Annotated in this window: 20 protein-coding genes; 4 read left to right on the forward strand and 16 right to left on the reverse strand. The window is 61.8% G+C overall.

Annotated features, from left to right (window positions below):
• Positions 1-29: 29 nt before the first annotated feature.
• The 9 genes from AAFP29_RS18470 to AAFP29_RS18510 all read right to left on the reverse strand — a co-directional run bounded on the left by AAFP29_RS18470 (position 30) and on the right by AAFP29_RS18510 (position 9831).
• On the reverse strand, positions 30-992 hold the full coding sequence (locus AAFP29_RS18470; protein ID WP_419218876.1) for a hypothetical protein: 963 nt from the start codon (positions 990-992) through the stop codon (positions 30-32).
• Between the two features lie 60 nt (positions 993-1052).
• Positions 1053-2207: an MlaD family protein gene (locus tag AAFP29_RS18475; protein WP_419218877.1), complete on the reverse strand. Its 1155-nt coding sequence runs from the start codon at positions 2205-2207 to the stop codon at positions 1053-1055.
• Between the two features lie 320 nt (positions 2208-2527).
• Positions 2528-3679: an MlaD family protein gene (locus tag AAFP29_RS18480; protein ID WP_419218878.1), complete on the reverse strand. Its 1152-nt coding sequence runs from the start codon at positions 3677-3679 to the stop codon at positions 2528-2530.
• Positions 3676-4779 carry an MCE family protein gene (locus AAFP29_RS18485; protein ID WP_419218879.1) on the reverse strand — a complete coding sequence of 368 codons (1104 nt, stop codon included), beginning with the start codon at positions 4777-4779 and terminating at the stop codon, positions 3676-3678. Before AAFP29_RS18485 ends, AAFP29_RS18480 begins: the two co-directional genes overlap by 4 nt.
• Complete coding sequence (locus AAFP29_RS18490) at positions 4773-5762, reverse strand: MCE family protein (RefSeq protein ID WP_419218880.1); 990 nt, start codon at positions 5760-5762, stop codon at positions 4773-4775. The genes AAFP29_RS18485 and AAFP29_RS18490 overlap by 7 nt, the downstream gene beginning before the upstream one ends.
• Positions 5759-6793, reverse strand: coding sequence for an MCE family protein (locus tag AAFP29_RS18495; RefSeq protein WP_419218881.1), 1035 nt, complete (start codon positions 6791-6793; stop codon positions 5759-5761). Before AAFP29_RS18495 ends, AAFP29_RS18490 begins: the two co-directional genes overlap by 4 nt.
• The gene (locus AAFP29_RS18500; protein WP_419218882.1) at positions 6790-8094 is read right to left on the reverse strand and encodes an MlaD family protein; all 1305 of its coding nucleotides are present in this window, start codon (positions 8092-8094) and stop codon (positions 6790-6792) included. Before AAFP29_RS18500 ends, AAFP29_RS18495 begins: the two co-directional genes overlap by 4 nt.
• A gap of 9 nt (positions 8095-8103) precedes the next feature.
• The gene (locus AAFP29_RS18505; RefSeq protein WP_419218883.1) at positions 8104-8970 is read right to left on the reverse strand and encodes an MlaE family ABC transporter permease; all 867 of its coding nucleotides are present in this window, start codon (positions 8968-8970) and stop codon (positions 8104-8106) included.
• A 3-nt stretch (positions 8971-8973) separates the two neighbouring features.
• Entirely contained in the window at positions 8974-9831 is an 858-nt protein-coding gene (locus AAFP29_RS18510; RefSeq protein ID WP_419218884.1) for an MlaE family ABC transporter permease, read from the reverse strand.
• Between the two features lie 206 nt (positions 9832-10037).
• On the opposite strand from AAFP29_RS18510, the gene treZ reads away from it, so the two are divergent.
• On the forward strand, positions 10038-11900 hold the full coding sequence (gene treZ / locus AAFP29_RS18515; protein ID WP_419218885.1) for a malto-oligosyltrehalose trehalohydrolase: 1863 nt from the start codon (positions 10038-10040) through the stop codon (positions 11898-11900).
• Between the two features lie 18 nt (positions 11901-11918).
• Here the strand turns inward: treZ and ilvA are convergent, their stop codons facing one another.
• Complete coding sequence (gene ilvA, locus AAFP29_RS18520) at positions 11919-13310, reverse strand: threonine ammonia-lyase IlvA (RefSeq protein WP_419218886.1); 1392 nt, start codon at positions 13308-13310, stop codon at positions 11919-11921.
• Positions 13311-13444: 134 nt separating this feature from the next.
• On the opposite strand from ilvA, the gene AAFP29_RS18525 reads away from it, so the two are divergent.
• Positions 13445-14407 carry an SMP-30/gluconolactonase/LRE family protein gene (locus tag AAFP29_RS18525; protein WP_419218887.1) on the forward strand — a complete coding sequence of 321 codons (963 nt, stop codon included), beginning with the start codon at positions 13445-13447 and terminating at the stop codon, positions 14405-14407.
• Here the strand turns inward: AAFP29_RS18525 and AAFP29_RS18530 are convergent.
• The 4 genes from AAFP29_RS18530 to lspA form a co-directional block, all read right to left on the reverse strand.
• Complete coding sequence (locus AAFP29_RS18530) at positions 14374-14625, reverse strand: hypothetical protein (protein ID WP_419218888.1); 252 nt, start codon at positions 14623-14625, stop codon at positions 14374-14376. The genes AAFP29_RS18525 and AAFP29_RS18530 overlap by 34 nt on opposite strands.
• Before the next feature lie 353 nt (positions 14626-14978).
• The gene (gene dnaE / locus AAFP29_RS18535; RefSeq protein ID WP_419218889.1) at positions 14979-18539 is read right to left on the reverse strand and encodes a DNA polymerase III subunit alpha; all 3561 of its coding nucleotides are present in this window, start codon (positions 18537-18539) and stop codon (positions 14979-14981) included.
• A 227-nt stretch (positions 18540-18766) separates the two neighbouring features.
• On the reverse strand, positions 18767-19693 hold the full coding sequence (locus tag AAFP29_RS18540) for an RluA family pseudouridine synthase (protein ID WP_419218890.1): 927 nt from the start codon (positions 19691-19693) through the stop codon (positions 18767-18769).
• Positions 19686-20396, reverse strand: a complete 711-nt coding sequence (gene lspA / locus AAFP29_RS18545; protein WP_419218891.1) for a signal peptidase II — start codon at positions 20394-20396, stop codon at positions 19686-19688. Before lspA ends, AAFP29_RS18540 begins: the two co-directional genes overlap by 8 nt.
• A gap of 76 nt (positions 20397-20472) precedes the next feature.
• Here lspA and AAFP29_RS18550 point away from each other — a divergent pair, with 76 nt between their 5' ends.
• Entirely contained in the window at positions 20473-21414 is a 942-nt protein-coding gene (locus AAFP29_RS18550) for a hypothetical protein (RefSeq protein WP_419218892.1), read from the forward strand.
• Positions 21415-21510: 96 nt separating this feature from the next.
• On the opposite strand, the gene AAFP29_RS18555 is transcribed toward AAFP29_RS18550, so the two are convergent.
• Positions 21511-22071, reverse strand: coding sequence for a hypothetical protein (locus tag AAFP29_RS18555; RefSeq protein WP_419219396.1), 561 nt, complete (start codon positions 22069-22071; stop codon positions 21511-21513).
• A gap of 135 nt (positions 22072-22206) precedes the next feature.
• Here AAFP29_RS18555 and AAFP29_RS18560 point away from each other — a divergent pair, with 135 nt between their 5' ends.
• A complete protein-coding gene (locus tag AAFP29_RS18560) occupies positions 22207-23178 on the forward strand; it encodes an asparaginase domain-containing protein (protein ID WP_419218893.1) in 972 nt (323 codons plus the stop codon).
• A gap of 5 nt (positions 23179-23183) precedes the next feature.
• On the opposite strand, the gene AAFP29_RS18565 is transcribed toward AAFP29_RS18560, so the two are convergent.
• Positions 23184-24539, reverse strand: a complete 1356-nt coding sequence (locus AAFP29_RS18565; RefSeq protein ID WP_419219397.1) for a DNA polymerase IV — start codon at positions 24537-24539, stop codon at positions 23184-23186.
• Positions 24540-24580: the final 41 nt, after the last annotated feature.

A 24580-nucleotide genomic window follows, 5' to 3' on the forward strand; every position in this document is an offset into this window, starting at 1 on the left:
GGAGCTCGGGCAGATCAGACCAACCGTCCCTAACCTGCCGGCGTGGTCGCAGGTGGGGCTGGCGTAGTCGTACCCGCGCCGGGCAGTGACTGATTGGGATCGATCTGCCCGTTCCGACTTCCCGGCGGACCGTCGAACTTCGACACCAACCATTTGCCATCGACCTTGTCCAGCGTCAACCGGAAGACCATCAGATTCGACGCACCCGAAGGCAATTGCGCGCTGGTACCAGTCACCTCAGCCATCACCAAAGTCTTCGCGGACTCGGTGTCGAAGGACTCGACGGATGAGACCAGAATCTTCGACGAGACCTTCAACTTCAGATCCGCGACATTCTTCTCGGTGTCGGCGCGTTCCTTCTCCAGGCGAGTCCGCAACTCACCAGTTGCCAGTGGACCGAGGATCTCCTTGTAGCTACCAGCCTTATCGGCGTTGGACGTACTCACCAGCGCGGTGACGAATGTATCCGACGCCCCCTTGGCCTCGTCGAATGCGGATAGTTCGCGACTGGCACCTCCCCACTCGCGACTCTTGTCGACCAACTTCCAGATCCCGACGCCGACTAACGCGATCAGGGCCACTACCAATACGCCGGCGCCGATCTTCTTTACCAGCGACGTCGAAATCGTCAGCGAAATACTGTCCGACTTGGCGTCCGCCTGTGGGTCCGGTTTCGGTTGTGCCCCAGCTTGTTTGGACGTCCCAGCTTGTTTCGACGTGCCGGTCTGTTTTGACGCGGCGGTCTGTTTTGACGCGGCGGTCTGTTTTGACGCGGCGGTCTGTTTTGACTTTGTAAGCTCTGTCGCGCTTGCCGCAGTCGTTGTGCGCGCCTTGCCGCTCGGCTTGGCCCGCGGGGTTTCGGCTTCGGTCGCGTGGGCCTCGCTCAACTCGGCATCGCTCAACTGGGAGTCACTGAACTCGTCACCGGAAGCTGAATCGTCAGCGGCGGACGCATCGAGATCGGCAGGATCATCGGGGGTATTACTCGGCATCGGTACTTTCACGTTCGGTTGGGCAGATCGGCATCGCCAACGAGGGCTTGCGAAGCGAGACTACTTATCCAGCGGCACGGTTCGCGCGTTCGGATCGTAGTTGGGCGGCGGTCCTGCGGTGTCATCGCCGGCCGGCCGTGGAGCATTCGCCGATCCGCGAATCTGCTGGTTCTTGTCCTGAGTGACACAGTACAGATTCACCGGCACAGTCAATTCGAGCACCTTTGTCGGGCGGGTTGGGGTGGCAGAGTAATTGCAACTCGGTCGCGGATACAGCGACGCCAACGCCCACCAGGCACCATCGTGGAACATCTTGATGCCCTGCACAGCTCCATCGCGGATCGACGGCATCAAATTAGCCAGGGCCGGGGCGCGGAGCGCACCCTGATGCGCCACATCGCGGAACTGTTTGACCAGATCCGACAGTGGATCACGGATCTGATTCAGCGACCCGGTCAAACTGGTCAACTGAGTGGGGCCCCGACCAAGGAGAGTCCGAATCTCTTTGTCGGAGGCCACTAGTGAGTTGATCACCGACTGCGCCCCGTTGGTCAGCGTGGCGAGATCGGGCTGAATATCCGACGTCGTCTTCAGGATCGTTCCCGAGTTCTGGATCAGCGACGTGGTATCTGGAAGCGCCTTGTAGAGATATTTGAAAATCTCACCACCGGAGTTGAACAACGCTTTGAGCTGATTGTCACCACGGTTGACCGCCAGATCCAACTCGCCGACGATCGACGCAAGTTTGACCGGATCGATCTGATCGACAACACCGAGCGTCGATTCCAGCATCGACGAGAACGGTACCGTCACCTTGGTCTGGCCGACATTGATCGAGTCGCCGTCGTTCAAGTACGGACCGTCAGCCGTCGGCGGTTGAAAATCGACATACTGTTCGCCAGCCGCCGACAGCCCGCGCGCGGCGACAATCGTATTTCGATTGATCTTGATGTCACTCTCCACACGCACCTTCACATCGACAGTCGACGGAGTGGTCTGAATCGACGTCACCTCGCCGATCCGCGCACCGCGCAGTGTCACATCCGAGTTGCCTTGCAGACCACCCGAATTCGGAAAATGGATTGTGAGTGAATAGTTGCTGGTGAACGGCTGCCAGCGCAATGTGCCAAAGCCCAGATAAGCGAAGCCAAGCAACATCACGAGAATCAAGCCGAGGTTGCCGACCATGATCTTGTGTTTACGCACCCAAGTCATTTACAACCGCCCGTCGCTTCGCTCGCCCGGTAACAAACCCCGTCGCTTCGCTCGCCCGGCAACAAACCCCGTCGCTTCGCTCGCCCGGTAACAAACCCCGTCGCTTCGCTCGCCCGGCAACAAACCCCGTCGCTTCGCTCGCCCGGTAACAAACCCCGTCGCTTCGCTCGCCCGGCAACAAACCCCGTCGCTTCGCTCGCCCGGTAACAAACCCCGTCGCTTCGCTCGCCCGGCAACAAACCCCGTCGCTTCGCTCGCCCGGTAACAAACCCCGTCGCTTCGCTCGCCCGGCAACAAACCCCGTCGCTTCGCTCGCCCGGTCATCCGCAGCACCCCTTCGTTCCGCTCAACCGCGCGAGGATGCGAGTTAGCGTCTGCTGGAGGCTCTGTGAGCCAGCGTCGATATCCTGCAGTTCGGGTAGTCGAGTCGCCTGGTCGAATCCGACACCCGGCGAGAGCCAGTACAGCTTCGCCGATACCGCAGCCGCACTGCCCGGCGTGGACTTCTTCCACATGGGATTGAGCGTGGCCAAGTTGTCCGATAGTGGCCCCAGCACCGTGGCTGCTTCCTTGAGACCGGCAAACGCGGTCGACAAATTGTCCAGCAAATCGACCGTGTCCTGCTTGTTGGTGGTCAGGAAATCGTTTGTCGCCGCAGTGACCTTATTCGTCTTGTCCAGCGTCGTCAGGATTGTCGACATCTGCCCACTGATGATATCGATCGCCGCCGGCAGTTTCGCGATCGCCGCGACCATCTGTGCCCGGCCGTCAGTCAGTTGCTGAGTGAGCACCCGGGTATTGGCCATCGCCCGGTCAACCTCGCCGGCATTCGCGTTGAATCGGCTGATCGCAGTGGTGAAACCCTTGATAGCACCGGACAATTCGGTGGTGTCACCCGAAACCGCGTTGGACAGTTCCACCAACACGGTTTGCAATGAACTGAGCGAGCCACCGTCGACCACGGCGGCCGCTGAGACCAGCAAGTCTTCGACTGTCGCCGCAGCGGTGCGCGGACCGTCGAGCGTCCCTCCGTCGCCGATATTCGACGTATGAGCGCCCGGCGGAATCATCAGCGCCACGAAGACATCTCCCAACGGGGTGGCCTGCCGCAGCTCCGCGCCGGTGCCCTTAGGCAATTCGATGGACTTGGACACGTCCATCCGTACGCGCGCCTTGTAATCCTTGGCGGTGATCTCGGAGACCTGCCCGACGTCGGTGCCGTTGAGTTTTACCTTGGCACGAGTCGGCAGGTTCAGCGCATTCTCAAATACCGCGTTGACCGAGAACGAATCACCGATGCCTCCCGGCGCTGGCAGCGGAATGTCCTCGACGGTGAGACTGGGCAGCAAACTACATCCCGACATCGTCAGAGCGAGCCCGGCCAGGCAAGTCGTATACAGTCCGGCGCGGCGCCGTCGCGAAGTGCCGGCGATGGTTGCGAGGCGGTCGCCGCCGCGTGCATTGGCGCTCATTTGCTCAACTCCAGTAACGCGGAGAACACGCCGAGGTCGGGGCCGAAATCTTTCAACTGACCGGTGCGACAACCGTCCTTCTGGAGGTTGATCGCTTCACAGAACCGCGACAGCATCTCGTTGTCGAGCAACGACTTGTCGAGCAGTACCTGCGCTCGCCAGGCACCCTGTTCAGCGGAGACCGAGTTGCTCAGGTTCTGGAACAGCAATGGAGCGAGGTCGATAGTCTCCACGACCTGACGCGAGTAGTCACTGAGATTCGACGCCAATGCGGCCAGGCGCGAGGTCCCGGCATTGAGTGTGCCGACATTCGCCGAGAGGAATTCAGTGGTATTGGTTAACGTCTGATTGAGGTTGGCCATCGTCGCCATCAACCCAGGTGACTGTTCCTGCAGCATCGCGGTGACACTCGTGATGGTGTCGGAGAAGTTCTTCATCTTCGGATAGCCAGCGACCAGCTTCGTCGTCAACTCGTTGACCGACTTGATGATGTCCACGAGCGCCTGACCATTACTCGCACCGATCTGCCCGGTCTTGGCCAGCTGATCGATCGCCTTGCGCAACCGGACTCCGTTGTCTTTGGTCACGCCGTACTGGATTTCGAGCAGGTCGGCGACCGGTCCCTCACCAGGCTTGTCGCCATTGAGCGCGACGACGAGTTTGTCGATCGAATCGAGCAACTCTCCTACCTCGACCGGCTCCTTCGCATTCTTGATAACCGCACCGTCGTCGAGTGTCGGCCCGGACGAATAGGCAGGCGACAATTCGATATGTCGTGTTGTCACGATCGAGGTGTTGACGATAGCCGCGGTGGCATCGGCCGGAATCTTGACACCCTTGTCGACAGTGAAGGTAACTTTGACCCGATTGCCTTGCGGCTCAACAGAAGTCACCTGTCCGATCGGCATTCCCAGCACGGCGACGTCGTTGCCGTTATAGAGACCCGACACGCTCTGGAAATATGCGGTGATCTCGTTCGCCTGCCCAAGCGAGGCCTTCCAGCTCTCCGGCACCATCGAACATCCGGACAGACCCAGTACCGCCAGCAGCGATATCACGCCAAGCGTCAACGACTTCTTCGTCTGATCCATCCTCAGCATCCGTCCACCACCCGCGCGGTGCACAGCCAGTTGTCGGGGAATAGGCCCCACGGCAGATATCCGTTCGCATACGGGCCGTCACCGATCGCATTATTGGTGACGCGCGCGGTGACCGGCAGAATCTCCAATAGCTTGCGGAGATTGTTCCGGTTCTTCTCCAAGCCGGCCGAAATAGTGTTGATATTCGCCAGAATCGGTGCGAACTGATTGCTGTTCTCCGCGGCAACCGCCTTGGCCTGAGTTGCCAGGGCTGCGATTCCGTCGAGCAATCGGGTCACCAGCGCTTCGCGGGCAACGATCTTGCCGGCCAACTGCTGCCCCTGTCCGACGATGACAGCGAGCTGATACTGGCGGTCGTCGACGACCCCGGTAATAGTCTTGGTGTCTTTCACCAACTGATTGATCTCATCGCGGCGGTTGGTGATGATCTTCGACATCTCGGTTAGGCCGTCGAGGGTTGAGGTCATCACCGTCGGAACCCCGGCCAACTGGCTGTTGAGCGTGCGTAGGCCCTTCGCAAACTCGTCGGACTTAATGCCCGCGATGATCGGCGTACCTTGTTCGATCGTCTTCTGCAGGTCGTAAGGCACTGCGGTATTCGGGATACGTTCGCCATCGAGCTCACGGTCGGCATCGCCCAGCGAAATATCGACGTACCGCTGCCCCAGCAGGGTCGACAGTTTGATCTCGGCGGATCCATCGGCCGTCACTTTGACATCGTTGCTGACTTCCATCGTGATCTTTACGTGTTGGCCTTCCAGCGACGTGGCGGTGACCTTGCCCTTGTCGATACCCGCGACCCGAACTTTGTCACCCGGACGGATGCCGCCGGCTTGTTCGAAGTCGCCGTACAGGGTGTGCTTGCCGAAGCCGAGCGACGAGAATCCCACCACCCCGACCAGCAACAGAATGATCACTGCGGTACCGATCAGGCCGTACCAGACCCGACGATTCCCGTTGAAACTCTTCTTGATCCGACTCATCGACACACCACCGAATGACTCGTGCCACCGATCTTGTTGAACAGCCCCGGAGGCAACAACACATTGCCGATGGAGATGTCCAGGTCGCAGGCATAGATGCTCAAATAGGACCCCTGTCCGAGCACGAACGGGAAGTGTCCGAGGAACTGCGGCAACACTTTTGCGGTGTTGTCGAGTTTGGCTCCCGACGAGATGAGCGTGGCTGTCGCCTGCCGCGCATCGCCACCGATCTTGCGCAACGATGTTCTCGACGATCCCAGGACATCGGCGAAACCCGCTGCCGTCTGGCCGATCTGGCTGACTGCTTTACCAAAGGCCGCCGAGTTGGAGTTCAGATTCTCGATGATGGTCGACGTGCTGGTCAGCAGGGTGCCGATCTGATTGCCCTGGGTAGCCAGGTCCCGCATCACCGCGCTGAGATTATCGATAATCGCACCGAGTACCACATCGCGGTTGGCCATATCGTTGGCGAGTTTGCCGACCTGCGTCACGCTGTAGGTCAGCGATACCGAATTGCCTTGGAAGGCCTGGATCAGCCCCTCCGACAAGGCATTGATCTGTTCGGGTTCGAGGGTGTCGAACACCGGCTGGAATCCGGCCAGAAGCTTGGTGACGTCGAACGAATCCTCCGAGGGCTCCTGCAACTGCGAGCCGGCCGACAACGGATTCGACGGCTTACCCTGCGCCAGCGACAGCGCAACGTAGCGCTGACCGATCAGATTCTGATAGCGAATGGCAGCGGCGGTGTTGCTGTACACCGGCTGATCGTCGAGAACCTCAAAACTGACTCGCGCCTTGCCATCTTCGAGTTCGATCTCGTCGACGCGACCGACCCGGACACCAGCCATCCGCACATCGTCGCCGACGGCCAGTCCGGACACGTCGTGGAACAGGGTGGAGAAGTTGCGCGTCGACCCGGATACGGAACGCTCCAGCGTCGACCAGATGGTGTAGGTGAGCAGGAGCGCGACGATGGCGAAAATCGCGAAGCCGATCCCTGCTCTGCGGATCTTGGCGCGTTCGGCGCTCATCGGCCTCCTCCCTGTTGTGGTTTGGCTTTGACCGACTGCACGAGCGGCCCGAGCATCAGAGTTTCGGCTGCCGAGGGCTTGCGGCCCAACGCCGAGCGAAGCGTCTTGTTGTCATTGGTCGTCGTGACCGCGCCTACCGTGCGACGCTGCAAGCCGTCAGACGGATAGATTTGCAGCGGTCCCGAGCTCGTTGGTCCGGTTCCGGTACCCGGCCCCACACACCCTGGGCCACGGGACTGGCCGTAGGGCCCGCCGTTGTACACCGGACAGTTCTGGCGGGTGTACCGCATATACGCGCCGAAGTTGATCCCCAGATTCAGTTGCACGTGGCCGTTGGTGCCGGTGAAGACGGTCAACACCCGCGCCGCCAGCCGGTTTAGGGAAACCAGAGCATCGGGCAGCGAATTCGGTTCGTAGACAGCCGATCCCACCGTCAGGTTGAGGTCGTGGACGAGCCGCTTACCCGCATCACCGTTACGGGCGAACAATGCCTGAGTCTCGTCGAGGGTGCCTTGCGCAGCAGCCAACAGGGCGGTCAGGTCGGCCTGTTTCTCGGCGATCGTCATCGCGGGAATCACGCTGCGCCCCAACGCGTTCAGCAACGTCGGCGTCGAACGACTCAGTCCCCGAACGGTTTCGTTGAAGTTTCCGAAGCCCGATGGCGCGCCGTCCGGGAACTGGTTGTTGATCTCGGTGAAATAGGTATTGAGGACTCCCGAGAATGTTTTGAAAGTAGTGCCGCCGCCCCGCAGTGCGTCGGCGAGCGTGCCGAGTACTCGGGCGAGCTTTTCCGGCGGAACCGCTTGGAACAGCTCGCGCAATTGGTTTTGCACATCCTGCAGAGCGAGTGTCTCCTTGCTCTGGTCAGCAGGCACTATCGCACCATCGGTCAACCGCGACGATTGCGGTGCCTGCGGCGGGATCAGTTCCACCGAGTTCACGCCGAACAGATTGCTCGGCACCGTCCGCGCGGTGACATTGCTGGGGATTCCGGCCGCCTGTGCGGGCTCTAATTCGATGTCGACATTCTTGAGCCGGACTCCCGCTGCGGTGGTCTGATCGCTGGTCGCGACCGACTTCACCGCACCGACGATCAGGCCGTTGTAACGCACGTCGGCGTCAGAGATGAGACCGTCACCGACGTCGTTGAGTTCGGCGGTTACCTTGGTGACCGAGGAGAACGTGCCCTCGTAACGCATCACGAGCAACACGCCCATGATGACAAGGACGAGCAGAAACGCCAGGCCGCGCACCACATACTGAGTGATGGACGGGTTGCGGCCGGTGGTATCGATATTCACGCGCGGCCCCTAACCTGAAATCCTGATACCCGGCGACGTACCCCAGAACACCAGGGTCATGATCAGATTCGCGAACACGATGACGATGATCGCCAGCCGAATCGCATGTCCCGCAGCAATTCCGACACCTTCGGGACCGCCGGCCGCGAAGAAGCCGTAATAGCACTGGATGAATGTCGTCAGCAGCACGAAGACGATGACTTTGAGGAACGAGAACAGCATGTCGCTCGATGCCATAAAGCTGTAGAAGTAGTGCAGGTAGGTACCCGACCCCTGGCCGCTCTGCACCTGATACATCAGTTGACACGCAACATAATTGGCCGCCAGCGAGATTGAGTACAGCGGCACGATCGCGAGGACTGCCGCAGCCATCCGGGTGGTGACCAGATACGGCATTGGCCGAATCGCGATCGATTCGAGCGCGTCGATCTCCTCATTGATCCGCATCGAACCCAACTGTGCGGTGAATCTACAGCCGGATTGCGCGGTAAACGCCGTCGCGGCGAGTAGCGGAGCAATCTCGCGGGTGGTCGCGAATGCCGAGAGCCCACCGGTGACCGGGCCCATCCCCAACAGATTGAGCGCGGTATAGCCCTCGATCCCGACCGTGGCGCCGCCCATGATTCCCAGAATGATCATGACGCCGACAGTGCCGCCGCCAACCACGATCGCACCGTTACCCCAGGCGACGTCGGAGAGCAGGCGCCACACTTCCTTGCGGTAGTGCGTGAAGGTCAACGGCACCGCGCCGAGTGACCTGCCGAGGAACGTGACCTGATGTCCCATCCGAGCAAGTCCGTCGCGAGGTACCAGTGCGACATCCTTGGCGATCTCGACCGGCTTAAGTGCCGGTGGGGTATATCTCGAAGCTGACATGTCCTAGACCACCTTCGCCGGGACCACGAGTGCGAACACCTGCGTGAGAATGACATTCACGGTAAAGAGCAGCAGAACCGAGTTGACGACGGCTGCGTTCACCGAGTTGGCGACACCCGCCGGACCACCCTTGGTGGTCAGACCTCGGTCGCAGGCGACCACCGCCACGATGGCACCGAATATCACGGCCTTGGTGATGGCGAAGATCAGGTCAGAGGTCCCGGCAAAGGACGCAAATGTGCCCGTGTAGCTACCCGGCGTACCTCCTTGGAAGTACACGTTGAACACGTATCCGGTGATGAAACCAACGAAACATACAAAGCCGCAGAGCAAGAAACTGACCACCATGGTGGCGAGCAGGCGGGGTGAGATCTCGCGCTGAATGGGGTCGACACCCATCACCCGCATCGCGTCGATCTCTTCGCGAATGGTTCGTGAGCCGAGGTCGGCGGCGATGGCCGAGCCGACCGCGCCGGCAAGTAGCAGTGAGGTGACCAATGGCGCACCCTGCCGGATCACGCCGAGGCCCGTTGCCGCACCGGAGAACGAGGTGGCACCGATCTGACCGGCGATATTCGACACCTGAATCGACACGATGACGCCGATCGGGATGGCCACTAGCAAGGTCGGGAAGACCGATGTGCTGGCCATGAAGGCGCACTGGCGGATGAATTCCCGATAGGGAAAGCGCCGCTTGACGATATCGACAACCAAGACCTTGAACACTTCGACGAACATTCCCAGCTGACGGCCAAAGGTGTCGAAGGAGGCGACGACATGGTCGTCGAACCACTTGCGGGCCGCGCTGCGAGATGTGACTCGTGCGGCGACCGGCGGTTTAGTCGCGGTGTCTGTGGTCAATCCCTACCTCGCAGTTTCGAGCCCGAACACTGTGTGACCACTGGCCAGCTCCCGGAACCGGGGATTTGTGATCGCACAGTAATATACATCGCTTGTTGTCAAGATTGTGGTCTGGGTCACTCGTGTCATCGGATCGCACGATAGGCCCAGTCCGTCTAACGTTGACTGGTGTGTACATGGGAAACAGTAATTGGGACGGATGACCCATGGTGCCGAAACGCAGTACCGCTTCTGGCGGATATCACGCTCCCCGCAATCTCACCGAGCTACGCCTGTGGGCACCTGATGCGACGGCGATCACTCTACAGTGCCATTCGGATGCCAGCTCACCGACCACCGAAACTGTGACATTGGTCCATGTCAACGAAGCTCCGGGCTGGTGGCAGCCCGCCGACGACGATATTCCGGCCAAATTTCGGACAGCGATGCCGACCCGCTACGGCTTCTGCATCGACGACGATCCGACACCGCTTCCCGACCCCCGCGCCACCCGGCTGCCCGAGGGTGTCCATCGACCGGGGTCCGCATATCGGGTTTCCGCCGACGCCTGGCACCGGGATGGGTACGACGACGCGACATGGTCGGGCCGCGCGGTTCGGGACGCCGTTCTCTATGAGTTGCATGTCGGCACGTTCAGCACCGAGGGCACATTCGCCGGCGCCCTCGGACACCTCGACCATCTCGTCGACCTTGGCGTAACGATGGTCGAAGTGATGCCGGTCAATTCCTTCGGTGGCGCACACAACTGGGGCTATGACGGCGTCGGTTGGTATGCGGTCGACGAGACCTACGGCGGTCCCGATGGGCTCGTCGACTTCGTACGAGCCTGCCACCGTCGAGGCCTCGCGGTCTGCCTCGACGTCGTCTACAACCACTTGGGACCGTCGGGGAACTATCTCCCCCGATACGGTCCCTATCTGTCCGACGGTCGCAACACCTGGGGTGAGTCGGTCAATCTGGACGGGCCGCATTCCGATGCCGTCCGCGAGTTCGTCATCGACAACGCGTTGCGCTGGTTCGACGAGTTCCATATCGACGCACTTCGGCTCGACGCGGTACACGCCCTGGTCGATCATCGCGCGACACATCTCCTGGAGGAATTGGCCACGCGCACAGCTCAATTGCAGACGAGGTTGGGCCGTCCGCTCTCCCTGATCGCCGAATCCGACCTCAATGATCCGCGGCTGGTATCCCCGACCGACGCCGGCGGCTACGGCCTGACCGCTCAATGGAATGACGATATGCATCATGTGGTGCACGCCGCGGTCTCCGGCGAGCGCCAGGGCTATTACGCTGATTTCGGTTCACTGGGCGGCTTGGCAAAGGTGTTGTCGCAGGGCTTCTTTCACGATGGTAGCTACTCGTCCTTCCGCCACCGTCACCACGGACGTCCGGTGCCGACCCAACATATCCCGGCGGCCGCGTTGGTCGCGTTCACCTGCAATCACGATCAGATCGGCAATCGTGCGCTCGGCGATCGACCGTCGGCATATCTCGATGACGGACAGCTCGCGATCAAGGCGGCCCTGATTATCTTGTCGGCGTTCACGCCGATGCTGTTCATGGGCGAGGAGTGGGCCGCGCGAACCCCGTTCCAGTTCTTCACCGCACATACCGAACCGGAGTTGGGCGCGGCGACGGCCGCGGGGCGACGAGCCGAGTTTGCCGAACACGGCTGGAATTCCGACGACATCCCCGACCCTCAGGCACCGTCGACTTTTCTCGATTCGAAACTCGACTGGGCCGAACTCGACATCCCGACGCACCGGGCGATATTCGAGTTCTACCGGGCTCTGCTGACGCTACGACGAACCCATGCGGATTTGTCGGCGTCGAGTTTCGATTCCGTTCGCGCCTATCACTCCGACGACTCCACCGGTTGGATCGTCATGTGGCGCGGGAGTTTTCGAATCGTCGCGACGCTGCGAGACGACGCGGTGATTCCGTCGGCCCGGCTGGGTGTCGACGACGCCCGCGACCTTCGGATCGAATTGTCTTGGGGCCGAGCGGAACTCGACGCTGACGGCGTGGCGCTGCGTGGGCACACCGTAGCGGTGCTGCGGCAGTGATCTGAGCGAGCAGCTGACTCAGGTCAGGAACTTGTATTCCGGTGTGCCCGGATGAAGTTGTTCGCAGTCCAGGCGCGAGGCGTCCATCCGCGCCATCAGTGGGCCGAGCCCGTCAGGTGACCCCAGCTCCACACCGACCAGCGCCGCACCGGTTTCCCGGTTATTGCGTTTGACATATTCAAACAGAGTGATGTCGTCATCGGGGCCGAGTACATCGTCGAGGAAGCGGCGCAACGCGCCGGGCTCCTGTGGAAAATTCACCAGGAAATAGTGTTTGAGTCCACGATGCACCAGGGATCGTTCGATGATCTCGCCATAGCGCGACACATCGTTATTTCCGCCCGACACCAAACACACAATCACGGCGTCGGACCCCAAACCCACTGCAGCCAAATCCAATTCGGCCAGAGCGGTCGCGGTGAGCGCGCCGGCGGGTTCGGCGATGATTCCTTCGTTCTGATACAACTCCAACATCGCCGAGCAGATCGCGCCTTCATCGACATGGGTGATATGCACGCCGCCGGGGCGTGGACCGCCCGTTCGGATCTCGGCCGACGGTGAGGGCTGCCCGTCATAGACCGGATGGGGTGCGACGCTGGCTCCGATGGCGCTCATCTGCGCGGCGCAGATACTGCCGATCCGCTTGACCGCCGCGCCGTCGACGAACGGGTCGATGGTGTCGAGCGTAATCGGATGTCCGGCGATGAGCGCAGCGGCAAGTGAGACCGCTCCGGTCGGTTCGACGCCCAGGACCCGCACATTGGCATCGGACTGTCGCAGGTAGGCGGTAGTGCCGGTGAGGCAGCCTCCACCGCCGACCGGACTGATCATCAGGTCGGGCACTTTGCCGAGTTGTTCGACGATTTCGGCCGCGATGGTGCCTTGACCGGCGATGGTTCGTCGATCGTCGAAAGCGTGGATCCAGGTGGCACCGGTCGCCATCACGTCGGCTTGGGCAGCCGCGGCGGCGGCGTCGAAGGTCTCGCCAACCCGAATCAATTCGACGAATTCACCACCATGCCAACTGATTCGGTCGCATTTCTGCTTCGGAGTGGTAGTCGGCACGAAGATCCGGCCGCGGATTTTCATCGCACGACAGGCGAATGCCACACCTTGCGCGTGGTTACCCGCGCTTGCCGCGACAACACCGTGCTGGCGTTCGGAGTCAGTCAGTTGAGCCATCACGTTGTACGCGCCGCGAATCTTGTAGGAGCGCACCGACTGTAGGTCCTCACGCTTCAGATAGACCTGTGCGCCAACGTGTTCGGACAGCCGTGGCGAGAATTCCAATGGGGTGCGCGTGACGGCGTCGGCGATTCGGACACCGGCTGCGTTGATCTCGTCAATCGAGATCGGCTCGTCGAGTTGTCCAGTTGCCTGTTCTGACGTCGTCGTTTGCACGTTGTTCACTCTCCAATCGTCTCATCATCGGCGCTCGCGGGTACAAGCGGGCGAACCTCGCGTCCGATGTACATCGCGCGCGTTGCAAGCGTAGGGTGACCCAGGTCATGCCACAGACGATGCGGCCGATCACGGAGGCAACAATGCGACTCGCTCGACCACTACGGATTCTCACCGCTGGAGCCACTGCCCTCGGCACCGCACTGGCCCTGGCCACGGGGTTCTCCCCTACCGCTGGCGCGGCAGTGTGTGCCGGAGCCGGACAGCCGGCCCGCCTGGTGGGCGTGGTACCTGGTGCAGCGCTGGAGGGACTGACAGTGGACACCGCTGGCCGCCTCTACACCACCGATCTCTTGTCGGGCAACGTGTTTCGGATCAATCGCCCCGGCGCCCGAGCGGTGCCGATCGCGCGGGTTCCCGGCGGTTCCGGCGCCGGTGCGCTGGCCTGGACGCCCGGTGGCACCCTGCTGGTTGGATACGGTGCGGACGCGCGGGTGATCGCGGGTGATTCGCTGCGCCACGCATCGATCGCACGAGTGAATATCCGCACCGGCGTACTTCGACCGTGGGTCACCGGCCTATCGGCGGCAAACGGCATGGCGACCGCGCGCAACGGCATCGTCTACGCCACCAATGACTTCGGCAACCTGATCGGCAAGGTGTACCCGAATGGCGCGGTTCGTGGCGCGTGGGGCTCGCTCCCGAGCGCGAACGGCGCCGTCCTGGGTCGCGGCGATCAATTCCTTTATGTGTCAAGGACTTTCGCCAATCCCGGCGTGAGTCGAATCTCGACTCGCAACCCGCGGATTGTGCAGTCGCTGGTCACCTTCGGCGGCGGTGACGCGACGTCGGCACCCGACGGTCTGACGCTGGATTCACGTGACCGGCCGATCGTGCCACTCAATACCGGTGGCCGCATCATCCGCGTCACATCGCCGGGCCGCTACTGCACACTGGCGTCGGGGCTACCACTGAGCAGCGTTGTGAGCTACGGACAGGGCAAACAGGGATTCTCCGCTGGACACCTCTACCGGGCCGGCTTCGACGGTCGAATCTACGAGATTCCGGGTGGTTACGATTCGCGAGCGGTAACCGCCGCACCGTAGTGCATCCGGGTCGCCACGAAGGCTGCAACGCCGACGATTAGTCCCGCCCAGCTGGCAACCTGTCCGGAGCCGGTGACGGCCAGCGAGACGACAATCGCCACGACAGCGGCGATGACCAGCGCGATCTTGTCATAAGGCCAGGCGACCCCGGCGACCGGAACCGAGGGAAGAGCTAACGGAGTTCGCCGACGTTGCTGGGTCTGAACCACAGTTGTCATCACGTCGAACACTCTCCTAAGGCTATGCGGTGATCACAGTTTAGCAGAGGACTCAAGAAAGTTTTCGGCCCACCGAAATCTTACGTCGGTTACCCCGAACACGTGACGGTCATGAGCCAGCCCCCTCGATGGTCGAGTGCCAGGCCCCCGATGGTCACGAGCCGCCCCCTCGATGGTCGAGTGCCAGCCAGCGAGCTTGCGAGCTGGCTGGTGTATCGAGACCCCGCAACACAAAGCGAAAACCTAACACCGGTAACCGCAAGCCCCGCAAGTCACCGGGTCTCGCTACCCCTAGTCACCAACGCTCCTCGACACTCGACCGGGCAGGAAGTTCACCCCGACCAGCAGAAGTACTACCCACCCATACAAGTGGGACCCAATAGGGCCTTCAAATCCCCCATCAATGCCGAGCTGGGCGTCACCCGCAACGATTCGGTCAACCGCAGCACTGTCGACTTCCGTTCGCTGACGAGCGTCACGTGGACGTCGGCGCTGCCGGGGTGTCGTCGCAGCACCTGTTTGAGCGCACCAACGCGGTCGGGTGTGCACAGGCGAGCCGACAGAGTGAGACTGATGGGCTTGTCTTTGCCGACGTGCGCCAGATCTGGGACGGCAAGGTCGTTGGCGCTGATCATCATTGAGTCATCGCGCATATTGACGCGTGCTTTCACCAGGACGATGTTGTCCGAGACGATATCCATGCCGAAGGCCGAGAAGGAACGCGGGAAGAAATACACTTCCACACCACCGACGAGATCCTCGAGTGTGACGACCGCGTACGGCTCACCCTTCTTGTTCACTCGCCGCGCGACCGCTGAAATGATGCCACCGATGGTGATCTGTGCACCATCCGCGATATCGCCCTCCAGCAAGGAGGTGATTGACGTATCCGTCTGGGCCGCGATCGCCTGCTCGAGTCCGCCCAGCGGGTGGCCCGATACATATAGACCCAGCATCTCCCGTTCAAGTGCCAGCTTGTGTTTCGAGTCCCATTCCTCGTCGGGGATCTTGACCGCGAAGACGTCGGCGAGGGAGTCGTCGGCACCACCGCCGACATCGCCAAAGAGATCGAATTGTCCTATCGCCTCGGCCTTTTTGGTGCCCAGAACTGATTCGACGGCTTCGGCGTGGACGAGGAACAGACCTTTACGGGGGTGTGAGAGGGAGTCGAAGGCACCGGCTTTGACCAGTGACTCGGTAACCTTCTTGTTGCACGCTGTGACGTCGATCTTGCCCAGGTAGTCCGAGAAATTGGTGAACTTTCCTTTTTCCTGACGAGCCGCGATGATCGACGACACGACGCCAGTGCCGACGTTGCGGACCGCGGCGAGACCGAAGCGAATATCGCTGCCGACTGCGGCGAAGTTGTTCTGCGACTCGTTGACGTCGGGCGGCAGAACGGTGATTCCCATCTTGCGGCAATCGGCCAGGTAAATGGCGGCCTTGTCTTTGTCGTCGCCGACCGAGGTCAGCAGGCCCGCCATATATTCGGCCGGATAGTTCGCCTTGAGATATGCGGTCCAATAGGACACCAGGCCATATGCGGCGGCGTGCGACTTGTTGAACGCGTAGCCGGCGAACGGAAGGATCGTGTCCCAGAGCGCGGTGATCGCGGCTTGGGAGTAGCCGTTGTCGACCATTCCCTTCTGGAAACCCTCGTACGCGTCGTCGAGGATCTCCTTCTTCTTCTTACCCATCGCGCGACGCAGCAAGTCTGCTTGGCCAAGCGAATAGCCGGCGACCTTCTGCGCGATCTGCATGATCTGCTCTTGGTAAACGATCAAACCGAATGTGTCGCCGAGGATTTCGCTCAGCGGCTCCTCGAGTTCGGGGTGAATCGGTTTGACCTGCTGGCGATTGTTCTTTCGATCGGCGTAGTCGTTATGCGCGTTCATGCCCATCGGGCCTGGCCGGTACAGCGCGCCGACGGCGACGATGTCCTCGAATTTGGTTGGCTGCATGCGTTTGAGCAACTCACGCATCGGCCCACCATCGAGCTGGAAGACACCGAGGGTCTGACCGCGGGCCAACATCTCGTAGGTGATCTCGTCGTCGATGGGCAGCGCGTCCATATCGATTTCGATGCCGCGGTTGAGCCGGATGTTCTCCAACGCGTCATTGATGACGGTGAGGTTGCGCAGGCCAAGGAAGTCCATCTTCAGCAGGCCGATGGCCTCACAGGACGGGTAATCCCAGCCGGTGATGATGGCACCGTCTTGGGCGCGTTTCCACACCGGGATGGCATCGGTCAGCGGCTCGCTCGACATGATCACCGCACATGCGTGCACGCCAGCGTTGCGGATCAGGCCTTCTAGGCCGAGCGCTGTGTCGTAGATGCGCTTGACGTCGGGGTCGGTCTCGATCAGCGTGCGGACCTCGGCGGCCTCGCCGTAGCGCTCATGACTCGTGTCGGTGATACCCGACACCGAGATGTCCTTGGCCATGATCGGCGGCGGCAGCGCCTTGGTGATTCGGTCGGCGATCGCAAACCCTGGCTGGCCGAATTGGACTCGGGCCGAATCCTTCAGTGCCGCTTTGGTTTTAATGGTTCCGAAGGTGATGACCTGCGCAACCTTGTCGCTGCCCCATTTGTCGCTGGCGTAGCGGACCATTTCACCGCGGCGACGATCGTCGAAGTCGATATCGATATCGGGCATCGACACGCGTTCGGGGTTGAGGAATCGCTCGAACAGCAGGCCGTGCGGGATCGGATCGATATTGGTGATACCGAGTGACCATGCGACCAGCGATCCGGCAGCCGAACCACGGCCCGGACCGACTCGAATCCCGACGTCCTGCGCGTGGCGGATGAGGTCGGCGACGACGAGGAAGTACGCCGGGAACCCCATCTGGATGATGACGTCGAGTTCGTAATTCGCTCGGGCGGAGTAGTCCTCGGGAACGGGTTCGGGGGCAAACCGGCCGGCGAGTCCGGTCAGGACCTCCTTACGCAGGAATGTTTGTTGGGTCTCCGACTCGGGCACCGGGAAGACCGGCATGCGGTCGCGGTGCACGAAGACGTCGTCGTAGGACTCGACGCGCTCACCGATCTCCAGGGTGTTGTCGCAGGCGCCGGGTACCTGACTGTCCCACAACTCGCGCATCTCGACCGCCGACTTGAGGTAGTAGCCGTCGCCGTCGAACTTGAAACGTGTTGGGTCGGAAAGGGTTTTGCCGGTTTGCACACACAGCAGCGCCTCGTGACTGGAGGCGTGCTCACGGGTCACGTAGTGGCAGTCGTTGGTGACGAGCGGTTTGATGCCGAGTTTGCGGCCGATATCCAGCAGGCCCTCGCGGACCCGGGACTCGATCTCAAGGCCGTGTTCCATCAGTTCGAGATAGAAGTTGTCTTTGCCGAAGATGTCCTGCCATTTGGCGGCGGCTTCGAGGGCTTCTTGCTCATGCCCCAGCCGAAGTCTGGTCTGCACCTCACCCGATGGGCAGCCAGTCGTCGCGATGATGCCTTCGGCGTGGGCCGCGATTATTTCGGCGTCCATCCGGGACCATTTGCCGAGTTGACCTTCGAGCGATGCCAGTGACGACAGTTTGAACAGATTGCGCAGGCCGGTCGCGTTCTCGGCGACCATCGTCATATGCGTGTACGCACCGCTACCGGACACGTCGTCGGACTTCTGGTCGCGACTGCCCCACAGCACGCGCTTGGTGTTGAAGCGCGACTCGGGCGCGATGTAGGCCTCGATGCCGATGATGGGTTTGATGTCGTGTTTCTTGGCGACGTTGTAGAACTCACTGGCGCCGAACATGTTGCCGTGGTCAGTCATGCCGATCGACGTCATACCGAGTCGTTTGGCCTCAGCGAATAGCGGCGCGACCTTGGCCGCACCGTCGAGCATCGAATACTCGGTGTGATTGTGCAGGTGTACGAATGATCCGGTATCAGACGAGTCAGACACTGGTTAACCTCTCACTTAATTCACACCCTGCACTAGCTCCACCACTCTAGAGGGGACCTACGACACTTCCATCCATAGCGCGCCGAGCGGTGACCAATGAGACAGATGTGGTTACGTTGCCGCTCGGTTGAAAATCGTCCGAATAGTCGGGCAGCGAGGGCAATATGCCCTCAGAAGCCCACTATTCGGACGATTTTCCCGGAGCCGGGGGCACACGACGGGGGTGCTCAACTCTCGCGGAGCAGGTCCAACGCGTGTTGCAGATCATCGGGGTACTCACTGGTGAAAGTCACCTCACGCCCGTCAGCGGGATGAGCGAACGACAGCGCTCTGGCATGCAACCACTGCCGCTCGAGGCCGAGGCGCGCGGCAAGAACCGGGTCGGCACCATAGGTCGGATCACCACAACACGGATGATGCAGCGCGGAGAAATGCACGCGGATCTGGTGCGTCCGCCCCGTCTCCAGATGCACGTCGAGCAGCGACGCCGACGCGAACATCTCGAGGGTGTCGTAGTGCGTGACGCTGGGCTTCCCGTTCGCCGTCACCGCGAACCGCCAGTCATTGCCGGGATGCCGCCCGATCGCCGCGTCGATAGTGCCACTCGGCGGATCGAGGTGACCTTGCACCAGCGCGTGATACCGCTTGTCGACGGTGCGCTGTTTGAACGCGCGTTTGAGCAGCGTGTACGCCCGCTCCGACGCCGCGACGACCATCACTCCCGACGTCCCGACATCGAGCCGGTGCACAATCCCCTGCCGTTCATGCGCACCCGACGTCGAGATCCGAAAACCCGCAGCCGCCAGCGCACCGATAACCGTCGGGCCACTCCAGCCGACCGACGGATGAGCTGCGACGCCGACCGGTTTGTCTACGACGACGATGTCGGAGTCGTGATAGATGACTTCGAGATCCTCAACCGGAGTCGGCTCGATGCGCAGCGGCTCGTCGGGTTCGGGTAGCACGACGTCGAGCCACGACCCCGCGATCAGTTTGTGCGATTTGCCGACGGCCACGCCGTCGACGGTGATATCGCCAGCCTCGGCGAGTGCCGCGGTCACGGTTCGCGACAGCCCCAGGATCCGAGCTGCGCCAGCGTCAACCCGCATACCCGCGACGCCGTCGGGTACCGGCATGGCCCGCGAGTCACGCATCCTTGGACTCCTTGCCGGTGTCGTCGGCCTTCGCCGGCTCAGCGTCTGTCACCGAGGTATCTGTGGGTTGTTCCTCGGCACCACTTGGCTTTTCGACGTCTGCCCCCGTCTCCGGCGGCACCGCGATGTCATCGGATTCATCGTCTCCCCGAGCGGCCCAGCCGGTTCGCGTGCCGTCGAACTCGATGCCGATGATGGTCAAGACAACCAGCAGGATCGCACCGCAGACGACGGCCGAGTCGGCCACGTTGAACACAGGCCACCAGCCGACCGACACGAAATCGACGACGTAGCCGCGCAACGGACCCGGCGAACGGAAGATCCGGTCGACCAGATTGCCCAACGCGCCGCCGAGGACCAGGCCAAGACCCAACATCCACCAGCCCGATCGCAAGCGTGCGGAGAATCGGACGATCACGGCGACCACTACCAACGCGATAATCGTCAGAACCCAGGTGTAGCCGGTCGCCATCGAGAATGCGGCGCCACTGTTGCGGAGCAAGGTCAGGGTGACCGTGTCGCCGATGATCGAGATCGGATTGGCCGGGTCAATATGGGCCACCGCAAGGGATTTCGTGGCGATATCCGCCGCGAGCACAACCAACGCGATCAGCAGCAGAGTGATCGTAACCCGCGACCGGCGTTGCGACGACGGCTGCGCGGAGACTGTCGAGGGGGTATCTGACACCCTTCCATCATCCATGCTGGCCATTGGAGGTCCGCGCGGTGCCCCGCGCCGCACAGGAAAATGTCAGACTTTCCTCGATAGGCTGTCGGGCGTGTCATCACCCCATTCCGGTCCGCACACCGCCTTACGCGGTGTTTGTTGCGCCGTGGCCCTGACCACCGTCTTGAGCGCATGCGGCGGCGGTGATTCGGAGTCGGCGCCCGTCGCATCGAATACCGGTCCGTGTGCGACCGAATCGACATCAGGCGCCGAGGGCGTGAACCTCCTGCCGATCACACCGGCATCGGTCTCGGTTAACGACGCCGGCGCCATGCCCCGCCAGCTACTCGGCGGATCACCGAATGTGACTGCGGCACAACAGGTCACCTTGACGACCACGTCAACCGAAGAACGCTCCGGCGGTCGCACCGAGCAGACAGTGACCATGCCGCTGACCGCCCGGATTGGATGCGAGGATCCGACCAACGTGGAGATGACGCTCGGCGAGGTGAGTTCCCCCGACGTCCTGCTCAACGATGAACTCAAAGCTGAGCGCGACGCGCTGGCGGGAATGAGTCTCGGACCGGGCGCCGCACCGATCTCCCTGCGGATCGCCCCACCGGATGCCGCGTCCTCACAGGCGCGCGCCGCCGTCGAACAGGCATTGATCCAGGCATTGCAGCATTCCGTCCGGTTGCCGAGCGACCAGGTCGGCGTCGGCGCGAAATGGCGGTCAACCCGCACGATCGCCGGCGCGGCGACAACCAAACAGACGATCGACGCGACGCTGCGCTCTCGAACAGGCGATACCGCAGTGGTCGACGTGACCATCGACGAGTCGCCGGTCAATGATGTCTTCGCAGTTCCCGGGACCAATCAGACCTTGCGTATCAAACGCTATTCGATGACAGGCAAAGGGACCGTGACGCTGGACCTGCATCGCGCGCTGCCATTGTCGGGAATCATCACCATGACCGGCGGACGCGAACTCGTCGGCGACGGTGACCCGCTATTGCAGGGGATGGGATTCACGGTCACTTATCGCAGTCGGTAGACCAGTAGGGAAATGCCCCCTGGTGTAGTCAGACGTCATATCGACGCCTGACTTGCCCAGGGGGCATTTCGCCGCGGGTTCAGTTAGTGCGCGAGATCAGTTGCTCGGCTTGGTCGCCGACGTTTTCGCCGTCGTGCACATAGCGGACTTCACGTTATTCGCCGAGAGCAGCGGGCAGACGGTGCTGTTGGCCAGCTTCCACCGACCGTTGTCGAAGACGATGCTCGCCTCGAGTTTGGTCGCCGGGTCGTTGGGCAGTTTCACCTGCACCTTGACGTTGGCCTTCTTGGGACCGGCTGGAATCACCGGTGGGAAGATCTTGTAGGAGACTCCCGGATTGTCCGCGAGCGCCTTGTTGAGCTTGGTGAATACCTGCGGGTCCTTCTCCGATCCCTGCACCAGCAAGGTCTTCTCGCTGACCGGAGCGTCGGCGTCGAGCGCCTTGTCGAGCATCTTGTTGAGCACTGCGACGGTTGGGCGCTTATTGGGATCGGTGACGCCGGTGATTCCGTCGGCACTGGCTGTGGACGACTCTGCCGTGGATGTGGCACTTGGCGTGGTCGTGACAAGCGGTGCTTCATCATCGGAGCCACATGCGGCCAACGTGGTGGCCGCACCAAGGACTGCCGCTGCGGCGACGAACTTCGCAAACCTCAAGATCATTCCCTAACTGTCGTGACAAAGGTGGCAATTCGCACTTTTGCAGTGCGGGCACGAGCTATCACTATGCCAAATGATCCTGAGAGCACCAACGCTTGACGTTAAGCATTGCGTCCGACCACGCTAGTGCGCATGCCAGCAACAGACACTGCCGGACATATCGTCGTCATAACCACCGGGGGCACCGTAGCCGCTCAGCACACTTCGACCGGCGCCATTCCAACTCTTGGCGGAGCCGACTTGATCGCCCGTGCGGCAAGCGGGGACAGTGCGGGGTCGCTGCGAATCATCGACCTCATGTCCAAGGATTCTTCGGCGATGAACGTCGACGATCAGTTCCGCATCGTCGATGCCGTCCTCGCTGCCGTTGCCAACGAATCGGTACGCGGCGTCGTCGTCACACACGGCACCGACACGATGGAAGAAATCACCTTTCTCGTCGACCTCTACCTCGCGAGTCTTGGCACGGTCAGCCCGGTGGTGTTCACCGGTGCGCAGTTCACCGACGACTCACCGGAGCCCGACGGTCCGGCAAATCTTTCCGCCGCATTGTCATGTGCGGCTGATCCGTCCGCGCGTGGACGCGGTGTATTGGTCGCTATGAGTGGAACGGTGTGGCCCGCGCGTGGGCTATTCAAGGTCAGCACGTCGCACGCACGGGCGTTCGACGTCGTGCATCAGGGACTGGGTCGGCCATCGGTTCCGCTGCCCACCCCCGCGAAGACTCCCGCTCGGATCGACTTGCTGTCGCTGTACCCGGGGGTGAATCCGGGAATCATCGCAGCGGCGGCCGCACAAGGATCCGCCGGAATTGTGCTGTCGGCCAACGGATCTGGCAATACCCATCCCGACATCACCGCGCAGGTATCACTCGCCGTCGCGAACGGCATTGCCGTTGTGGTGAGTACGCGGGTGCCCTACGGCGAAGTCGTGCCGACCTATGGCGGTGGCGGCGGCGCGGTGGACGCAGTGGCGGCGGGTGCCCTCGTATCGGGGTGGCTACGCGCCCCGCAGACTCGAATCGCTTTGATGGCCCTACTTTCCGCCGGTGCCACGCGGGATGAGGTCGCTACCTTCTTCGCCGCATCCGGACCGGTGGACTAGCCGGCCTACCAGTCGAGGCAGTCCAGCGGATCTGCCCGCTTCAGTTCCTCGATGGGCAGCCGGAAAGTGACCGCGCGGCCCGGTCCGCTCGCCCTGGTCTCGAATCGGACGGTCACTACGCCGTGCCCACTCCCCTGCACCCACCCGTGCCCGAGCTCGCCATGCACGACATCCAGACCCGTTGGCCATTGTTGCTGGGCCGCAACGAGTTCTGGGGTATCACTGTCTTGCGGTGCGGATTCCGTCGGTACCGCGATCCCCTGTTCCGACGCCTGATCATCCGATGTCAGCACCACTTCACCGACACTCGAGGCACCGTTCGCCAGACCGTCGAAGTCAAGCGAGAATTGTTCTACCGCAGTCAATCCGGAGTATCCGACGCCGACGAGACGGATCGGGCCCACGTCCATCGGATCGAGCGCCAATCGCTGAGCAGCGGCGGTCAGCACCGCGACGTCGACTGACGAACCGGGCAGAGTCGCTGAGCGGGTCAGGATCGACATGTCGGACTTCTTGAGTTTCAGCACGATGGTTCGGGCGCCGCGGCCGTCCGAGATCAGCCGACGATGGGCATCGGAGGCGATTTTGGTAATCTCTCGCCGTAGGGTAGGCAGGTCGATAATATCTTGCGCCAGTGTGGTTTCCGAGCTTATCTGCTTCGCCGAAGCTCGCTCGGCGACCGGACGGTCGTCAATCCCCTTGGCAAGCCGGTGCAACGCAGGCCCGATGGTGGCACCAAGGACCGACGATACTTCAACCGGCGACATCGCGGCGAGGTCACCGATGGTGTCGATTCCCAACCGTGCCAACCGATCTCCCGACACTGGGCCGATGCCCCACAATTTGCGCACCGGCAATGCATGCAGGAACTCCAGTTCCCGTGACGGCGGAATCGCCATTACACCGTCGGGTTTGGCCATCCCGGAAGCGATCTTGGCGATTTGTTTGCCACTGCCGACACCAACCGATGCGGTCAGTCCCACCTCGGCGGTGATGCGGGCCCGCAGTCGCTCGGCGAATGCGACGACATCCCGTGCGGTTGCGCCGACCAGCGCTTCGGGTTCGCCGAACGCCTCGTCGAAAGACAGCATCTCGATCGTCGGAATCTCTTGGCGCACAATGCCGAAGACTCGCTCACTCACCACGCGATACACCGAACCACGCGGCGGCAACACCACCGCCCCCGCACCGACAAGGCGGCGGGCCTGATGCATCGGCATCGCCGACCGTGCGCCGAATTCGCGGGCCGCATAACTCGCGCCGGCCACTACCCCGCGGCCACCGAGTCCACCGACCAGAACCGGCCGCCCCGCCAGCGTCGGCCTGGTCAGTTCCTCCACCGATGCGAAGAACGCGTCCATATCCAGATGCACAACCCAGCGAGGGCTACGTTGCGCCAGGT

Source organism: Gordonia sp. CPCC 205333 (assembly GCF_048537885.1).
Classification (GTDB): domain Bacteria; phylum Actinomycetota; class Actinomycetes; order Mycobacteriales; family Mycobacteriaceae; genus Gordonia.

Coding starts and splice junctions, on each gene's coding strand:
- AAFP29_RS18470 (WP_419218876.1), bottom strand. CDS start 992: ATGCCGAGTAATACCCCCGATGATCCTGCCGATCTCGATGCGTCCGCC.
- AAFP29_RS18475 (WP_419218877.1), bottom strand. CDS start 2,207: ATGACTTGGGTGCGTAAACACAAGATCATGGTCGGCAACCTCGGCTTG.
- AAFP29_RS18480 (WP_419218878.1), bottom strand. CDS start 3,679: ATGAGCGCCAATGCACGCGGCGGCGACCGCCTCGCAACCATCGCCGGC.
- AAFP29_RS18485 (WP_419218879.1), bottom strand. CDS start 4,779: ATGCTGAGGATGGATCAGACGAAGAAGTCGTTGACGCTTGGCGTGATA.
- AAFP29_RS18490 (WP_419218880.1), bottom strand. CDS start 5,762: ATGAGTCGGATCAAGAAGAGTTTCAACGGGAATCGTCGGGTCTGGTAC.
- AAFP29_RS18495 (WP_419218881.1), bottom strand. CDS start 6,793: ATGAGCGCCGAACGCGCCAAGATCCGCAGAGCAGGGATCGGCTTCGCG.
- AAFP29_RS18505 (WP_419218883.1), bottom strand. CDS start 8,970: ATGTCAGCTTCGAGATATACCCCACCGGCACTTAAGCCGGTCGAGATC.
- treZ (WP_419218885.1), top strand. CDS start 10,038: ATGGTGCCGAAACGCAGTACCGCTTCTGGCGGATATCACGCTCCCCGC.
- AAFP29_RS18525 (WP_419218887.1), top strand. CDS start 13,445: ATGCGACTCGCTCGACCACTACGGATTCTCACCGCTGGAGCCACTGCC.
- AAFP29_RS18530 (WP_419218888.1), bottom strand. CDS start 14,625: ATGACAACTGTGGTTCAGACCCAGCAACGTCGGCGAACTCCGTTAGCT.
- AAFP29_RS18540 (WP_419218890.1), bottom strand. CDS start 19,693: ATGCGTGACTCGCGGGCCATGCCGGTACCCGACGGCGTCGCGGGTATG.
- lspA (WP_419218891.1), bottom strand. CDS start 20,396: ATGGATGATGGAAGGGTGTCAGATACCCCCTCGACAGTCTCCGCGCAG.
- AAFP29_RS18560 (WP_419218893.1), top strand. CDS start 22,207: ATGCCAGCAACAGACACTGCCGGACATATCGTCGTCATAACCACCGGG.
- AAFP29_RS18565 (WP_419219397.1), bottom strand. CDS start 24,539: ATGGACGCGTTCTTCGCATCGGTGGAGGAACTGACCAGGCCGACGCTG.